The 16,455-nt window shown below is 34.7% G+C and carries 13 protein-coding genes and 1 riboswitch; of the genes, 2 read left to right on the top strand and 11 right to left on the bottom strand.

The genetic code is table 11. The annotated features are described in order from the left end of the window. Positions 1–94: 94 nt before the first annotated feature. A complete protein-coding gene (clpP, locus tag BA768_RS13135) occupies positions 95–778 on the top strand; it encodes an ATP-dependent Clp endopeptidase proteolytic subunit ClpP (protein WP_034678594.1) in 684 nt (227 codons plus the stop codon). 76 nt (positions 779–854) lie between these two features. On the opposite strand, the gene BA768_RS13130 is transcribed toward clpP, so the two are convergent. The 7 genes from BA768_RS13130 to BA768_RS13100 form a co-directional block, all read right to left on the bottom strand. Beyond that, positions 855–1,976 carry a T9SS type A sorting domain-containing protein gene (locus BA768_RS13130; RefSeq protein WP_065721119.1) on the bottom strand — a complete coding sequence of 374 codons (1,122 nt, stop codon included), beginning with the start codon at positions 1,974–1,976 and terminating at the stop codon, positions 855–857. 7 nt (positions 1,977–1,983) lie between these two features. Then, on the bottom strand, positions 1,984–3,255 hold the full coding sequence (locus BA768_RS13125) for a YncE family protein (RefSeq protein ID WP_065721118.1): 1,272 nt from the start codon (positions 3,253–3,255) through the stop codon (positions 1,984–1,986). Between the two features lie 103 nt (positions 3,256–3,358). Then, a riboswitch (cobalamin riboswitch) is annotated at positions 3,359–3,547 on the bottom strand. A gap of 153 nt (positions 3,548–3,700) precedes the next feature. Beyond that, the gene (gene tpiA, locus BA768_RS13120; RefSeq protein WP_065721117.1) at positions 3,701–4,459 is read right to left on the bottom strand and encodes a triose-phosphate isomerase; all 759 of its coding nucleotides are present in this window, start codon (positions 4,457–4,459) and stop codon (positions 3,701–3,703) included. A 252-nt stretch (positions 4,460–4,711) separates the two neighbouring features. Further along, complete coding sequence (locus tag BA768_RS13115; RefSeq protein WP_065721116.1) at positions 4,712–6,838, bottom strand: S9 family peptidase; 2,127 nt, start codon at positions 6,836–6,838, stop codon at positions 4,712–4,714. Between the two features lie 23 nt (positions 6,839–6,861). Next, on the bottom strand, positions 6,862–7,212 hold the full coding sequence (locus BA768_RS13110; protein ID WP_034678862.1) for a TerB family tellurite resistance protein: 351 nt from the start codon (positions 7,210–7,212) through the stop codon (positions 6,862–6,864). A gap of 70 nt (positions 7,213–7,282) precedes the next feature. Next, positions 7,283–8,392, bottom strand: coding sequence for a BT_3928 family protein (locus BA768_RS13105; RefSeq protein ID WP_065721115.1), 1,110 nt, complete (start codon positions 8,390–8,392; stop codon positions 7,283–7,285). Positions 8,393–8,402: 10 nt separating this feature from the next. After that, positions 8,403–8,957, bottom strand: coding sequence for a DUF1599 domain-containing protein (locus tag BA768_RS13100; protein WP_065721114.1), 555 nt, complete (start codon positions 8,955–8,957; stop codon positions 8,403–8,405). A gap of 250 nt (positions 8,958–9,207) precedes the next feature. Here BA768_RS13100 and folP point away from each other — a divergent pair, with 250 nt between their 5' ends. Beyond that, positions 9,208–9,990 (top strand): dihydropteroate synthase, encoded by a 783-nt coding sequence (gene folP, locus BA768_RS13095; protein WP_083206679.1) that lies wholly within the window; start codon positions 9,208–9,210, stop codon positions 9,988–9,990. 53 nt (positions 9,991–10,043) lie between these two features. Here the strand turns inward: folP and BA768_RS13090 are convergent, their stop codons facing one another. The 4 genes from BA768_RS13090 to BA768_RS13075 form a co-directional block, all read right to left on the bottom strand. After that, positions 10,044–10,280, bottom strand: a complete 237-nt coding sequence (locus BA768_RS13090; protein ID WP_034678583.1) for a hypothetical protein — start codon at positions 10,278–10,280, stop codon at positions 10,044–10,046. A gap of 40 nt (positions 10,281–10,320) precedes the next feature. Continuing rightward, positions 10,321–12,726, bottom strand: a complete 2,406-nt coding sequence (locus BA768_RS13085) for a hypothetical protein (protein WP_065721112.1) — start codon at positions 12,724–12,726, stop codon at positions 10,321–10,323. Between the two features lie 128 nt (positions 12,727–12,854). Then, positions 12,855–13,604, bottom strand: a complete 750-nt coding sequence (locus BA768_RS21315) for a hypothetical protein (RefSeq protein ID WP_065721111.1) — start codon at positions 13,602–13,604, stop codon at positions 12,855–12,857. A 238-nt stretch (positions 13,605–13,842) separates the two neighbouring features. Next, positions 13,843–16,299, bottom strand: a complete 2,457-nt coding sequence (locus BA768_RS13075; RefSeq protein ID WP_083206678.1) for a DUF5686 family protein — start codon at positions 16,297–16,299, stop codon at positions 13,843–13,845. Positions 16,300–16,455: the final 156 nt, after the last annotated feature.

Raw genomic sequence — 16,455 nt, 5'->3', positions numbered from 1 at the left:
AAAAGCTTAAAATCGGACAAAAAGTCTTATAAATTTTTAGGAATAAAAGTTGTAATTTAGAGTTTAAATAAATTTTAAAAATACCAATAGAAATATGGACATTAAAAAAGAATTCAGAGATTTTTCTACAAAACATTTAGGAAACAACGGTTTGGTAACCGATCAGTATATGGGAATGTTCAACCCAACCAATCTTACACCTTACATCATGGAAGAAAGAAGATTGAACGTTGCACAGATGGACGTTTTCTCTCGTCTAATGATGGACAGAATTATTTTCTTAGGAACAGGGATTGATGATCAGGTTGCAAACATCGTTACTGCTCAGTTGCTATTCTTAGAAAGTGCTGATCCTTCGAAAGACATTCAGATCTACATCAATTCTCCAGGAGGAAGTGTTTATGCTGGTTTAGGAATTTACGATACCATGCAGATTATTAAGCCGGATGTTGCTACAATCTGTACCGGTATTGCCGCTTCAATGGGAGCTGTTTTATTGGTTGCAGGTGAAAAAGGGAAACGTTCTGCGCTGAAACACTCAAGAGTGATGATTCACCAACCTTCCGGTGGAGCTCAAGGTGTTGCTTCTGATATGGAAATCAATTTGAGAGAGATGTTGAAGCTTAAAAAAGAGCTTTACGATATCATTTCAGATCATTCGGGACAGACTTACGAGTGGGTTGAAAAAGCTTCAGACAGAGATTACTGGATGACTTCTACGGAAGCGAAAGAGTTTGGAATGGTAGATGAAGTTCTCCAAAGATCTAAAGAAAAATAGTTTTTCTTCGGTTTAAAAATAAGTTTCGGCGCGCCCTTTGGGCGCGCCGAAACTGTTTAATGATGATTCTTTAGAATTATTTTTTGATAATTTTATGAGTTGTTGTTGATTTGTCGGTTTTAATTTCAACCCAATAAACTCCTTTCTGTAAATTCTGAATATTGATTTTTTTATTCTGGGTATTCATTACTTTTTGCCCGGAAACCGAGTAGATGTTGATGTCTTTAATAGTATCCTTTGTTTCGATAACGATAAAGTTGCTTGCAGGATTCGGATAAATTTTAAATTTTTCCTTCACGACATCTGAAACGCTTAGTGTAACGTTTGCTTCCGTTGGGGTAAAAGGTCTTCTTGTTCCGAAGCTTAATCCGAACCAATCGTTATTATTTAAAATAACTGTGGAAAGATTGGTGTTGGTTTTCCAGTTGGATAAATTGCTTCCTTTATACAGTTTCCATGAATCTGTTCCGTTTGCTGTTCCTGAAAAAGAATTTAGAGATAGAGCTGAAACCTGATTTGCTATTGAAGTGTAATTAAATGAACTTGTTTGCGCATCAATGAGCTGTAAAGCCTGTTCAGCCGTGATCGTTCCGTTGTATTGAATTCCGAAAACAAAGGAATTGGCATTTCCGTTTGAATCATTAGTTCCAAAATCTACAACAACTAAACTTTTATTGGAACCTGAACCAATCCAGTTGGTGATCTGAGAAGAATTGTACCATAAAGAACTGTATGCTGGAATTGGCATTGCAGGAGCTTGAGCGGTAGGATTACTAAAACCGTAACTTGCTCCATACCATTTTCCGTCTGAAAGGGTTCCACTGTTCATCCATCCCACTGTTGACCAGCTGTTGGTATCATTTCCTACCCATAAACTCCACCAGTCAGGAGATGATTGTGCGGTGTGATCATTGAAGGTTACTTTGTCAAGAAATCCATTATTAAAAGTCAAATTATAATCAAACGCAGGTTCTGCATTTTTTATCATTTGAAGCATTTGTGGTCCGGTAGGATTTTGTCCGGGATTGAATCTTATACCCCATGCATAAGATCTGTCATCTGTTCCGTCTTTAAAATCTGCTACAAAGTAAGCAGTCTGAGAACCTGTTCCTACAAAAAACTTTACATCATTTGCGGTAAATTGTGCGAAACAAAATCCAACAATAAGAGTAAATATAAAACTTAATATTTTTGGCATTTTAATCTTATTTAATGATTAATTTTTCTGAGAAACTATTGTTTTTACCGGAGATTTTCACAACATAAACTCCTTTAGAAAGTGCAGTTACATCAATTCCGTTTTGAGTGTATTGAGTGTTGATAATCATTCTTCCGTTAACATCATAAACCTGAATATTTCCTGAATTTAAGCCTTGAACAAAGAATCTGTTACTTGTAGGATTTGGATATAATGATAATTTAGAAGCTTTTGTGTTTTCAACTGTTGAAAGTGAAGCACTATTGTAAGCAATAATTTGATTAGGTAAAGAAGTTACCGTGAAAGTATTTTGTAAAGTACCCTGCAAATTGTAGGCATAAATTTTCCCGGGAGCAATATATCCGGAAGGATCTGCTGCGTAAATGGTATTATTCACAACATTAAATCCGTATGCGGTACCATAACTGTTTACGGTAATCGGCGTAACGGCTATTGGTTGAGTATTAATTGATGGCGAAGCAATCGGTGTTTTGTAGATAGAAGCTTCATTCATGTAGTAAATATTTGTTCCGTCGGTGTCCATATAAGATGGTTTTACCCCTACAGGAAATGTTGTGCTTGAAGCGGTACTTTGAGTGTTTGTGTTATATACCGTAAGTGTTCCGAAAGATGAAGCAGAATAAGGATCTCCCGAACTCATAATGTACAGTAAATTATCTTTTTCAAAAATACTGTTCGGTGAGTCTCCTACATTTACCTGTGATTCTACACTATTGGTTGTAGTGTTGATGACATCCATAAACTGGTTGAGTCCGTAACCTCCTTTCAGTAAAACATATAATTTGTTGTTTTTGCTGAAGATTTTTTCAGGACCATTTCCTACAGGAATATTGGCTTCGTGAGCGTACGTATTCAGGTCATAAACCGCCACATAGTTTGCCATGTTGTTGTTTCCCCAATTGGTAACATAAAATTTATTTCCGCTGAATGCGATGTATCTTGGATTGGCAACATTTGTTGAAATCGTAGTAATCAAAGAAAAATCAGATTTGTTGATGACTTTGATCGTATTGGAAATATTGAGAACCACAAAAATCTTATCGCCAAAAATTTTAATGTCCTGCGCCGTATCGCCTAACGTTGCATTATTATTTTTAAGCTTAAAATAGTTGTTGGTAACAACCGACTGATTGTTGATGAACGAAATTTCAGCAGTATTGCTTCCTGCTCCGCCCTCGTTAAGAACAAGAATTCCTTCAGTTTGTGCATTGGCAAAAAAGACTACAAATGCAAGAATAAGAAAATAGATTTTCTTCATGATATAATTTAAATTAAAGTTTTATTCCCGAAACTTCACTGCAGGACAAAACATTCATGAAAAAAATATCCGAAGATTTGATCTCATAAACTTTTATTCCCGAAAGTTGAAATTCATCTAAGGCAGGTCTCCTGGCTTGCATCTTATTATAACCTTCCCAAACCTGAGTTCAGTGGTGTCTTTATAATAATTTGATTAGCTTACAGTTGCGGGTACAGCTCAAGAATTATGTTACTTCACTTGATTCCCTATTAATGAACGCTATGGTTCAACCTTAAACTTCTGCAAAGATATTATTTAAATTTTGATTGTTATTTTATTAATAATTCAATGATCTTTAAATTAATATAGATAATTGTTGTTTTTTGAATGTCTATTTTGATAAATAAATTAAAAAAGACATACCAAACGATATGTCTTTACTATTTTTAATATGAATTAAATCTTAATTGAAACCTTCAATAATTTTTGAGAAATCTTCCAGTTTCAAAGCAGCACCGCCGATAAGACCACCGTCAATATCCGGTTGAGAGAAAATTTCTTTTGCATTATCAGGTTTTACCGAACCTCCGTAAAGAATCGAAATTTCGTCAGCAACTTCTTTTCCGTATTTTTCAGCAATAATTCCTCTGATGTGTGCATGAATTTCCTGCGCCTGTTCCGGAGTTGCAGTTTCTCCCGTTCCGATTGCCCAAACCGGTTCGTAGGCGATTACCACTTTCTTGATTTCTTCAGCAGAAAGGGTAAAAAGGGCTTTTTCAGTCTGAGTTTTTACTACGTCAAAATGTTGTCCGGCTTTTCTTTGCTCTAAAGTTTCACCGTTACAGTAAACAGGAATTAGACCTTTATCTAAAGCCAGTTTTACTTTTTTGTTGCAGCTTTCGTCGGTTTCTCCGTGGTATTGTCTTCTTTCAGAATGACCGATTAAAGATCCTGTTGCATCGATCGATTCAAGCATATCTGCAGAAAGTTCACCAGTGTAAGCTCCGCTTTCAAATTCGCTCATATCCTGAGAAAAAACTCCGATTTCGTCTTTCTCAAAAATATCTTTAGCCATCATTAAATACAGTGAAGGCGGTGCGATCCAGACTTCGCAATTGGCAGTGTTGCTGTTTTTATAGCTTAGTAATTGAATCATTAATTGCTGAGCATCAATTACATTTTTGTTCATTTTCCAGTTTCCTGCAACTATTTTTCTTCTCATAGTTTTATATTATCTTTTTGTTTCTTTTGTTTTTATTTAAACATTAAATTTTATTTAAACGCAATGCTCGCAAAGTTCTTTTTAGCTCCTTGAAAATATTTTTCGTTCACAAAGGCGTTTCACTCAGCTATGTTCGCAATTAGCCTTTGCTGAACGAAGTGCCTTTGCGAACGAAATAATGATTACTATCTAATTTACTTTGCGAACGTTGCGTTAAAAATAAGTCTTAATTGTAATTTTAACTCGTTTTTACTATTTATTAATTCCCTCCAGTTTAAACATGAAAGCATATTCCAAAGCAATATCTTTCAGGTAATCAAATCTTCCGGAAGCTCCACCATGACCATAATCCATATCTGTTTTTAAGAATAAAACATTCTTATCGGTTTTCAGATCTCTTAATTTGGCTACCCATTTTGCAGGCTCGAAATATTGTACCTGAGAATCATGCAAGCCTGTTGTTACCAATAAATTAGGATAGTTTTTTTTCTCAATATTTTCGTACGGAGAATACGATTTCATGTAATCGTATGCTTCTTTGTTATTAGGATTTCCCCATTCATCGTATTCGTTTGTTGTCAAAGGAATACTTTCATCCAACATTGTATTGATGACATCCACAAACGGAACCTGTGCAATTGCGCCATTCCAAAGTTCTGGTTTCATATTCACAACAGCTCCCATCAAAAGTCCTCCCGCACTTCCTCCTTGTGCGTACAAATGTTTTGGAGAAGTATATTTTTCTTTTACTAAATATTCTCCGGCTTCGATGAAATCGGTAAATGTGTTTTTCTTTTTCATCATTTTGCCGTCTTCATACCATTGTCTTCCCATTTCCTGACCCCCGCGAATGTGAGCAATTGCAAAGGCAAAACCACGGTTTAGAAGACTAAGCCTTGTACTGCTGAAAGTGGCATCCATCGAGTTTCCGTAAGAACCATAAGCATAAAGTAGGAGCGGGCTGTTTCCGTCTTTTTTATACCCTTTTTTATAAACGATGGAAATTGGAATTTTTGTGCCGTCTTTTGCTGTTGCAAAAAGCCTTTCGGTTACATAATTGTCTTTATTGTAGCCGCCTAAAATTTCTTGTTGCTTTAGTAAAGTTCTTTTTCCTGTTTTTAAATCCTGTTCAAATTGCGAACTTGGTGTAATCATCGAAGTATAACCAAATCTGAAATTATCGGTATTATATTCAGGGTTTCCTGAAGGGTATACGGTATATGCTGGTTCATCGAATTTCAGAAATTCCTTTTTATTGGTTTTTCTGTCAAAAATAACCAATTGAGAAAGCCCGTTTTGTCTTTCACTGAAGACCAGATAATTTTTAAACTCACTAATTCCTTCCATCAAAACATCTTTTCTGTGCGGAATAAAATCTTTCCAGTTTTCAACGCCTGTTTTATCCAAAGGAGTTTCCATTACCTTGAAATTCAGTGCGTCTTTGTTGGTTGTGATCAAAAACTTATCCTCCAAAGGCGTTACATCATACAAAACATCCTTCATTCTCGGCTGAAAAACTTTGAAAGCTGCTTTCGGTTCATCGGCGCTTAAATAAAGTGTTTCCGAAGAAGTTGTAGCGCCTGAATAAATCATGATGAACTTTTCGTTCTTAGATTTTCCTACGCCAATGTAATTGCTTTTATCTTTTTCTTCGTAAACCATTGCATCTTTCGACGGATCAGTACCTAAAGAATGTCTGAAAATTTTCTCCGTTAAAAGCGTTTCAGGATTTTTTCCGGTGTAGAAAATGGTTTTGTTGTCATTTGCCCAGGTTGCAGAACCCGTAGTGTTTTTAATTCCTAAATCGGTTGTTTTCCCCGTATTAAGGTCTTTTAAAAACAATTTATACTGTCTTCTTGAAACATCATCGACCCCGTAAATCATTTTAGAATTATCAGGACTGATGCTGAAACCCGATGCAGAGTAATATGCATGTCCTTCCGCAAGCTGATCTACATCAAGCAGTATTTCTTCAGGCGCATTGAGATTGCCCTTTTTTCTGCAATATTTGAAGTATTGTTTTCCGGTTTCAGTTCTCGTATAGTAATAATAGCCTTTTCTTAAAACAGGTACAGATTCGTCTTTTTCTTTAATTCTTGCCTTCATCTCCTTAAAGAGATTCTCTCTGAATGGCTCAGTATCTTTCATCATTCCTTCCCAGTAAGAGTTTTCAGATTTCAGATAATCTACAACCTGTGTAGAGTCTTTTCCTTTTTTAAAATAGTCGATCATCCAGTAATAAGGATCATTTACCTTATCACCGTGAATTTCACGAACATGTTGTTTTTTTTCGGCAACCGGAGCATTAAGATCCGGAAATATCTGAGACTGGAACATCGCTGTACTCATAACTAATAAGGAGAAATAAATTTTTTTCATTTTATATATTTGGTTTTTTAGTACTAATTTAAATTCCAAAGATTCTTCAGAAGCTTATAAAATGTATGTTCTTCATCGGTCACAATGTTATCTGCTTTGATAAGCGATTTTGCAAATTCAGCAAATTTTACACGTTCATCTTCCGTAGAATCGTCTAAAAAACAACGTGCATGGAATTCAAAATGATCTTTCCATTCTTCAGGCTGAAGCAATGCGATGGTTTCCAATTCGTTGTCCAAATTCATCTTAAAAGGAAATTCGTCAGCAAGATATTGCTGTACCAACATTCCTTCTTCGGGAGCAAATTCTCCGTCAACAGATGAAAGAATCATTAACAAGTGATACCCGGCAATAGGCTTATTTGATTTATGCATTTTTTTTAGATTTAAAATTCCAGATTCAATATTTAAAATTGACAATTCACCATTTCACAATTAACTAAAATTAGTTAACATAGTTTTTTGCAGGCTTTTTGTCAACAATTTTTCCTTTTTCCAATGTTAAAACAAACGGGTTGCTTCTTGCAATGGTTTTAATGGCAGTTCCGTCCATCATTGCATTTTTAATGGTTTTAAAAGTGCTTTGTTCGGTAGAAACTCCATAGATCACAGCTCCTTTTTGAGTATTTACTTTAGCTTCCACTTTCTTGAGTAATTCCGGCGAAACATCTTTGGGATGATAAGCAAATACAATTACTGCTTTTGGTGCATTGATGATTTCGTCAGTTAAGTCAACTCCGGTCGGATCTTCGATTTTAAATTTTACAATCTCAGATTTATAACCTTCTTTTACGAGAACAGATTCATTTTTACCTTCTTCAATTTTCCATGGCGAACCTTCTTCCCAATACTCTGTTTTATTGACGTAATCATCCTGATTTACCTTTAAAACTTTCCCTGTTTTAGAATTTTTCAAAGTATAAAAAGTTTTGTATTCAGAAGGATTTTTATTGATTTTAGCTTTCTCTGCTTTCAAGTCTGTTCCGATTTTATAATCACGGAAATCGATAATCGGCTCATTGATGATTCCCATCGACATAATAACAATCATGATTCCACAGAAAACTCCCAAAGCAACTGATTTAAATTTATTGCTTTCAGGCTTATTGTTTTCTCCATAAGGATCTTTTTTGCTGAATTCTTTTCTGTATAAAACAAAAAGAATGATTAAACCAACCAAAAGAACAACGTCTTTCACGAAGCTTTCCCAAGGTGTAAATTTAATCGCATCTCCGAAACATCCGCAATCTGTGACAACATTGAAATATGCCGAATAGAAAGTTAAAAATCCGAAGAAAACACACAACGCAATCAATGCTGAAAGCGTGAATTTCAGTTTTAGTTTTAATAACAATAAAAAGCCAAGAAACAATTCCAGCACCACCACAATGATTGAAAATAGCAGGGCAAATTTTTCAAGAAACGGCATATTAAAAACCGAAGGTGAAAAATATTCTTCCATTTTAAAGGAAAAACCTACCAAGTCCACAGCTTTTACAAAACCTGAAGCGATGAAAATGATGGCAATAATGATACGTAATAAACCTTTGATCATACGATTGTTTTTATTTTGGTTGATGTGTTTGTTCAGAAAATTTTATCAGACAGAAAACGGCATAATTCAGCATGTCAAAATAATTGGCATCCAAACCTTCGGAAACTAATGTTTTTCCCTCATTGTCTTCAATCTGTTTGGTTCTCAGTACTTTTTGGTAAATCAAATCGGTGATGGATGAAATTCTCATATCTCTCCAAGCTTCGCCGTAATCATGATTTTTCTTTTCCATTAAAGCCTGAGCTTCAGCAGAATATTTGTCGTAAAGATTTAAAATTTCTTCAGGATTTTCATTAAAATCATTAGAAAGACCTTTCTCCAGCTGAATCAGCCCGATAATTGAGTAATTGACGATAGCAATAAATTCTCCTTCTTCGCTTTCGTCAATCATTTTAACGTCGGTCATCTGTAGTGTACGGATTCTGTTGACTTTAATGTAGATCTGATCGGTAATCGAACTTGGCCGCAAAACTCGCCATGCTGCACCGTAATCATGCATTTTTTTACTGAAAAGATCACGACATTCACTGATAACTTTACCGAACTGTTCTGAAGTTTTTGACATAAATTTGCTTAATCTTTCAAATATACAAATTTTTAGGTTTTTGAGGGGGAATTTGAAGTTTGAGAGTTGTAGAGTGATAGAGTTTACGTGTTTTGAAAAGTATTTTGATTAATTTTACAGCAATAAAATTTGACCGATTTAAATGTTCATAAATAACTCCTCCGGATTAAACTCAAACTCTCAAACTCTAAAATTCTCCCACTCAATAAACTGCAACGGAAGATTGGTTGATTTAAGCTCACCAAAAATCATGGGTATCTTAAATCTGACTCCTGATTCTTTCTCTGATGGCGGAAAATTTAATAATGGACAATCAGCGCTGAAACATGCTGAAAAATTATTGAAAGACGGAGCGGAATTTATTGACATTGGTCCGCAATCGACAAGACCGAATGCTGAATTTCTGAACAGTAATGAGGAAATCAGAAGAATAGGAACGGTGATTTCTGAAATTAAAAAGGAATTTCCCGAAGCTTTAATTTCGCTGGATACTTTTTATGCAGAAACGGTAAAATTTGGCTTTAATGAAGGAATTGATCTGGTCAATGATATTTCGGGCGGACAATTTGATGAAAATATGTTCGATGTTGTTGCTGAAACGAGACTTCCATACATTTTGATGCACGTCAATCCTTCATACGGAACGATGCATGATAAAATTAAATTTAATGATATTACACTGACGATCAATCAGTATTTCACAAAAAAAACAAACGAGCTATTACAAAAAGGAATCAAAGACATTATTCTTGATCCCGGTTTCGGATTCGGAAAAACAGTTGAAGATCAAATGAAAATGATTAAAGAAACCCAGTTTCTCGGGTTCGGAAAATTTCCTTTGCTGATTGGAATTTCGAGAAAATCTTTTATTTACAAACCTTTAGGAAAGTCGGCGTTAGAGATTAACGAAGAAACTCAGAAATTACATGTACAGGTTTTGAAACAAGGTGCGAAAATTTTAAGAGTTCACGATGTTGCAGAAGCGAAGAAAAGCATTTTGAAGTGGGAGAGTGGTTGTGTCGGAGAGTCTTAGAGTATTCTGATGAAGATTTACTCTAAAACTCACAAACTCTCAAGCCCTCCAACTCAATTCAGGTTCGTCAGTTTATCAGAAAATTGTTTTGAAAATTCTTTTCGGTCTTCCTCAAGTTTTTCAGCATTTGAAGGGAGAATGTAATTGAAAAGAATCTTTTCTTCATTATCTAAAAAAATGATTTCTTTTTCTTCACCATCAATCATTTGGGAGAAAACCGACCACATTGATGTGTCTTTTAATTTTAATAATTCAAAAAACTGTTCTGCTTTTATTTCTATTTTTTTCATTTCTTTAGAATTACTTATTATTTATTGCTCATTACTGATGTTAAAATTCGAGAAGTTTTAATTTAAACTGTACCGCAAAATTCTGTTTAAAATTCGTGGTTGTGTAATATCCGACTCTGTAAAACAACCCAAGATTGAAATAAGATGAAAGGAAATTATTCCACTCCAGACCGACTTCCTGATAAAGGTGATCCAGCTTCCTGAATCTGAAATCATGATATTCGGGATGTTTCATATCGCCAATCGTTCCTCTAAGCACAAAATCAAAACTTGTAACATTCTGACCAATGCTTTTGAAGTAAAAAGGCAGTTTGTGGGTAAAATAATAGGCAATAAATTTATCGTTATAGTATTTTCCGCCTTCCAGAGTGGCAAAACCGAGGTAAGAGGTGAGATTAAAATTAATATCGCGACTCGGAGAAGCCAAACCGTTCGTTGTGAAATTTTTCCAGATCGGAGCTTCACCTAAAAGAAAACCACCGTACAGACGAACTCCTGTTGTTCCCAGTCTTGTTTTGAAATTGTGAACAAACAGTGCATCAAACCGGGTATAATTAAAATCTCCACCAAAAACTCTTGCACTTTGCTCGTAATTGAAATAAAGTTCAGGATATTTCTGATCGATCAGCGATTTTCCCTGTGGTGTCATAATGTTGGTTGAGTTTGGCGAATATTTCAGTGTAACCAAAGTATTAAAATTTTCAAAAGCACCCTGTTTTCCACGGAAAGTGTAATCAAATAGGGCTTCTTCAGCATTTCTTCTGGCTGCAAAAGCCAGTGTCAAACCATTGGTAACATCATTTAAATAAGACAAAGAAGCACCTTTGTAACGGTAATATTTGTCGTTGTTAATGTTATTTCCATAGTTCATCATCCGCATTCTGAACGTCCAGAGTCTGCGGTAAAATTCTCCCGAAGAATTTACATCATCATAATACTCAATTCTGAAATAGGAATTTTTGTCGAGGGTCGTCTTCATATCAAGCCCGATCCCATATTTGAATTTATCATCACCCAAACCGTAGGCAAAATAATAATCGGGCGAAAAATACGGATCAAAATTTTCATTGAGCTTTCCTTTGAGCCCAAATCTGAAACCTTCATACAGGTTGTAATTGACGATTTCTCCAATATCAAAATCTAAATTTCCTACACGAACCTGTCCATTGATCAAACCGGTTAAAACCCTTGCTGTGCGGTCAATTTTATAAACTTTCCCCAAGCTGTCAATGGTTTTGTAAGTATGACTTTCCCTTGCTGATAAAGGTTCTGTCCTGTAGAAATGAAGCGTTTTTCCGTCAGTGTTTTTCACAGAAAAAGAATAGCCTTTAAAATCATCAGGGTTTTCTTCGATAGGAGAGGTGTAGTTAAAATATTTTGAATAGAGATAAGCATACGTCCCGAAACTGCTCTTTTTTTCTTTCTCTTTTTCAGGATTTTCATTGTCCTGACCCATCATCATTCTACTCATTCGAAGTTTTACGTTTTCTTCGGATAAAAACCATTTATTGTTGAAAAAAATCCATGTACTGGTTATATTTCCTTCGTTTTTTTCTTTGCTTATGCTTTCGATTTTTTTGATTCCGTACGTTTCGGTGTCGATATAAATGGTTCCGCTGAATTTTCTTTTCTTCATCGGTTTTTTGTAGTTCACTTCACGAAAACGAATCACATACGTCTGTCTTCCGTCAACTTCAATGCTGTCAGTAAGGAAAAAACGATAAAGACCACGATTTTCCTGTTTGATTTGGTTTGGGATTTTGTTTCGGTTACTCTGCAAGGCAATCATTTCGTAGATGGGTTGTTTAAGTCCGGAAATCCTGTTGTCGAGAATATTTATTTTTTCACCGTATTTTTTAGAATACAAAAATTCCTGAGCTCTTTCCCAAAGAAAAAGCTTGCTGTTGGCGAAAATCTTTTTGGCCGAAATATCTTTTAGAGAATCTTCTTTTTTACTTTTTTTAAATAATCCTAAATTATTGGTAAAAACATTGTTAAATGCCGTAATACTATCCTGATCAATATCCAATGAAACCTTTTCGTAGGATTTATAAGCATAAGAATCGAGACTTTCGGGGGAATTGCTTTTAAAAAGTTTATCAACTTTTCTGAGGATTTCCAAAGCTCGTGGATCACTTTTATCCTCAAGAATTACCGTTTCTATAGCATGGGTTTGAGATGAAGTTTTAGTAAGCATCACTTTCGTCTGATCTTCAACCAAAGTGCTTTCTTTATAAAAACCTGGAGCTTCAATCTGAATATTTCTGCATTTTGTTTTGAATTCCAAAAAGCCTTCAGTATTGGTTTTGCCCAAAATTTTATTATCACACGAAACAGTTGCGTTTGTAATAGGAGTGTGGTCTGCATCATTATAAACAGAAACTTTTGATTGTGAAAAACCAAATATAAATGCCCATAAAAATATAAAACCCAGACTCCTTTTCATACAGAAATTCTCAGTTCAAAATTACTATTATTTCTTGTGTTGAGAAAGTTTTAAAATGAACTTATCTTCAATACAAAATCAAAAATCCCGGGAATTTCCGGGACTATAATTTCTGCGAAAAATACAATTTATAAATTAGCTTCTTCTTTAGTAATGGTAATTTCTTTTAATACTTTACCGCTTTTATCAGTGTATAGATATTTAATATGATTAATTCCTAAAACTGAAGTTTGCGAAAACACCTGTCTGATTTGCCCTGACTGCAGCATTGCTTCTTTCATGGCTTTTTCTGTTCCCTCGATTGCTAAAGCAGTTTTGAAGCTGTCGGGAACTTCACAAGTATAAACTAAATTGTTCTCTGCATCGGCTTTGATGCTGGTAATTTTTGTACCTGTTGAAGGGTCTTCAATCGGAAGATTTTTATTAAATGATTCAAGAATGCTGTTCAGTTGGTCACTGTTTGGCTTATCACCTTTTGCAATGGCTTTAAAATCTACATCTTTTGATAAATTTTTATTATCGATGGCTTTATCTAAAAGAACCTGTGCGTTTTTACCATATACTTTGATATTGAATTTCACGCCGCTGTCGAAAAGTTCTTTTCCTAATTTTTCACTTTTAATCGCCTGTCCGATAAGGTCTGGAAGTGCACTGGTTACAAGATCGCTTTCCATTTCGCCTTTTTCGTAATCTGTTTCAACCGAAATATCGACCTGATCCTGAGAAACGGCCGTAGCTTTGGTTGCTTTGATTTTATTATTTGCGATCATGTTCGATGAGCGGTTGTACATATCCACAAAATCCTGAACCTTGTCTTTTTTTGTCTGACATGCCATTAACAGCATTGAAGCCATTAAAACAAAGAGTAATTTTTTCATATAATAATATTTTAGAAAAGATAGTAAAAAAACAGAAGCAATACTACTTCTGTTTAAACTTTTTAGTAATTATATTAATAATTTATTCTTACCAGCATGTTTGTCATTCCGGAGGAATCTAAACTAATTTATTTTCAGTGTGTAGAGATTCCTACGGAAATCTATGATTCGACGTAGTCAATGACAAAATAACTGCTGATTTTAGTATTATGCTTAAAGAGGGACATTCATATAAAGATTAATTCAAAACATTAAACCTTAGTTTAATCCCAAAATTATCTTTAAACTCAGACGTTTGATAGTGTCCTAATCTGTAAGAAAAGCCTACGCCGAAATTTCTTCCCAGAAAACGGTTCCAGATGATTCCGACTTCCTGATAATAATGATCCAGAACCTGAAAATCGAACTGATGATCGCTACGGTTTTTAAAATCTCCGATGGCAGATTGGTATTCAACCTCAAGATTGGAATATCTTGATCCGAAGGTTTTAAATCTGAAAGGTAAATATTGTGAAATTTTAAAACCAACAAATTTATCCGCATAAAAAGTTCCTGCAGGCATTGTTGTAAATCCTAGATTGGATGGCGTGTTGATATTCTGATACCACTTATCCGGACTTCCGTCTCTATGACCTGCGATTTCAAAGTTTTTCCAGATCGGAGCTGTTCCCGAAGAAAGCCCACCGAACAATTTGATATTTGTGTAGCCTAATTTTGATCTAAACTGATGAATGATCAATGCATCTAATCTGTGATAATCCAAATCGCCGCCTAAAGCGTTAAATCCTTTTTCAAAATTCATAAATATCTGTGGAAATGCCTTTTCGTAAGTATATTTTCCGGTTGGTGTCATAATATTTTTATCATTCGGAGCGAACTTTAAAGATAAAGTGGCACTTGTATTGTCGAAACTGTTGCCTAAATTTTTGTACTGATAATCAAAAACAGCAGACTGTTTTTCTTTATTTAAGCTCAATTTCATGCTTAAAGAATTCGAAATATCATAAAGATAAGACGCTCCCCATTTTTGGTTTTTATAGAAATTAGCATTGTGAATATCAAGATTCAAATCATTAATTCTGGTCATCATATCCCACATATTGTTGCTAAATCTTCCTGCAGCAAATACGTCATCCACATAATCTATCCTGAAAACAGAAGTTCTTTTATCTGATAATTTTACGTCTAAACCTAGGCCGTATTTCCAGGTATGATCCTTAAACCCGTACCCAAAATAGCCATCCGGAGAAAATGTTTTACTGAATCTCTCATTCAGCTTCAGACCTGCTCCCAAACGCACACCTTGGTATTTATCGTAGCTGAAAAGTTTAGTAATATCGAAATCAATCATTTTGTAGCGCAGATTTCCTCTCATTAATTGGGTTAAAAAGCTTAGTTTTTTCTCGAAGTCATGTTTTTGTACAAAACTGTCGATTTTGGTGTAGGTTGCGCTTTCTCTTGCAGTTAGACTGTCGGTTCTGTACTGATCGAGAAGACTTCCGTCAGAATTTTTCATTTCCAGAGAATAACCTTTGAACTCTGACGCTTTTTGCTCTTCATTAATGTTAAAATCAAAAAAACGGTTTTTAACATATAAATAATTTCCGAATTTTTTTCTGTTGTATTTTGCGGTTTGTCCGGATTTTATACTGTCTTTTTTTGATGTATTGAAACTTTGGCTTCCCATTTTGACTTTAATGTCTTCATAGTCTAAAAACCATTTTCCATTTACAGGTTTCCAAACAGAAACAATGTCGCCTTCGTTTTGTTTCTTGTTTTGGCTTTCAAATTTTTTCAAGGCATAAGTATCGGAATCGATATATATTTTTCCGTTAAATTTTCGGGGATTTTGCTTCTTTTTGTCTGTGATTTCCTTGAATTTGATAACAAAAGTTTTTCTTCCGTCCAGCTGCAACGTATCAGAAAGATAAAAATTAAACAATTTTCTGTTTTCCGGTCGAAGCTGTCTCGGAACACGATCCAGATTAGAAATGTTGATCGCTAAAGCTTCATAGATCGGATTTTTGAAACCGGACATTCTGTTGTCGATGATATTGGTTTTCTCACCAAACTTCTGAGAATATTTGTATTCCGTAGCTTTTTCCCAAAGAAACATCTGACTTTCTTCCGTAGCACCAATGAAATCTTCGGCGGTAAGAGAATCTTTTTTGTCTTTTTCTTTCTGAATAAAATCTTTCTTATCAACTTTTGAAAGCGAATCTTTTCTGATTGCTAAAAAGTTTTTGTAGACATCAACAGAATCTTTGTCTACATCGATAGAAAATTTAGAATAAGATTTGAAATGATAAGAATCTAAAGACTTCGGAGAATTTTCTTTTGCTTTTTTATTCACTTCATCCAGAATCCTCAATGCTCTTGGATCACTTTTATCCTGAATTACCACGCGGTCGATATTGCTTCTTTTTTCAGAAAGCGGAATCATTGAGATTTCCATATTCTTTTTTACGTCTACAGAAATATCTTCAAAATTGCTGGCAAGAATTTCTACTTTTTTGCATTTTGTTTTAAAACTGAGATTCCCGCTGTAATCGGTTTTCCCAAGCAGTTCATCATCGCAGTAAACCGCCGCATTGGGAACCGGTTCTTTGGTTGATTTGCTTAAAACTTTCAGTTGTGTTTGCCCGAAAAACAGGAGCGCGGACAATAAAAACAGAGCAGATAAAAGTTTAGTCATGTAGCTTTTTATTAATTAGACAAAACTATTGATAAGAAAGTTACAAAATGACGGAAGAAAATATAATCTTTTGTTAAAAATAAAAACCGCTGTATTTCAATTTAATGCAGCTGATTTTTATAGTGTTCAATTCCCGAATGATTGAGAAATGGGGTT

Origin of the sequence: Chryseobacterium sp. CBo1, assembly GCF_001693475.1 — a bacterium.
Lineage (GTDB): Bacteria > Bacteroidota > Bacteroidia > Flavobacteriales > Weeksellaceae > Chryseobacterium > Chryseobacterium formosense.
This window is presented reverse-complemented; position numbering and strand designations above follow the sequence as displayed.

What these genes read in the sequence shown, in the direction of transcription:
- clpP (WP_034678594.1), top strand. Translation starts at nt 95, where the DNA reads ATGGACATTAAAAAAGAATTCAGAGATTTTTCTACAAAACATTTAGGA.
- BA768_RS13130 (WP_065721119.1), bottom strand. Translation starts at nt 1,976, where the DNA reads ATGCCAAAAATATTAAGTTTTATATTTACTCTTATTGTTGGATTTTGT.
- BA768_RS13125 (WP_065721118.1), bottom strand. Translation starts at nt 3,255, where the DNA reads ATGAAGAAAATCTATTTTCTTATTCTTGCATTTGTAGTCTTTTTTGCC.
- tpiA (WP_065721117.1), bottom strand. Translation starts at nt 4,459, where the DNA reads ATGAGAAGAAAAATAGTTGCAGGAAACTGGAAAATGAACAAAAATGTA.
- BA768_RS13115 (WP_065721116.1), bottom strand. Translation starts at nt 6,838, where the DNA reads ATGAAAAAAATTTATTTCTCCTTATTAGTTATGAGTACAGCGATGTTC.
- BA768_RS13110 (WP_034678862.1), bottom strand. Translation starts at nt 7,212, where the DNA reads ATGCATAAATCAAATAAGCCTATTGCCGGGTATCACTTGTTAATGATT.
- BA768_RS13105 (WP_065721115.1), bottom strand. Translation starts at nt 8,392, where the DNA reads ATGATCAAAGGTTTATTACGTATCATTATTGCCATCATTTTCATCGCT.
- BA768_RS13100 (WP_065721114.1), bottom strand. Translation starts at nt 8,957, where the DNA reads ATGTCAAAAACTTCAGAACAGTTCGGTAAAGTTATCAGTGAATGTCGT.
- folP (WP_083206679.1), top strand. Translation starts at nt 9,208, where the DNA reads ATGGGTATCTTAAATCTGACTCCTGATTCTTTCTCTGATGGCGGAAAA.
- BA768_RS13090 (WP_034678583.1), bottom strand. Translation starts at nt 10,280, where the DNA reads ATGAAAAAAATAGAAATAAAAGCAGAACAGTTTTTTGAATTATTAAAA.
- BA768_RS13085 (WP_065721112.1), bottom strand. Translation starts at nt 12,726, where the DNA reads ATGAAAAGGAGTCTGGGTTTTATATTTTTATGGGCATTTATATTTGGT.
- BA768_RS21315 (WP_065721111.1), bottom strand. Translation starts at nt 13,604, where the DNA reads ATGAAAAAATTACTCTTTGTTTTAATGGCTTCAATGCTGTTAATGGCA.
- BA768_RS13075 (WP_083206678.1), bottom strand. Translation starts at nt 16,299, where the DNA reads ATGACTAAACTTTTATCTGCTCTGTTTTTATTGTCCGCGCTCCTGTTT.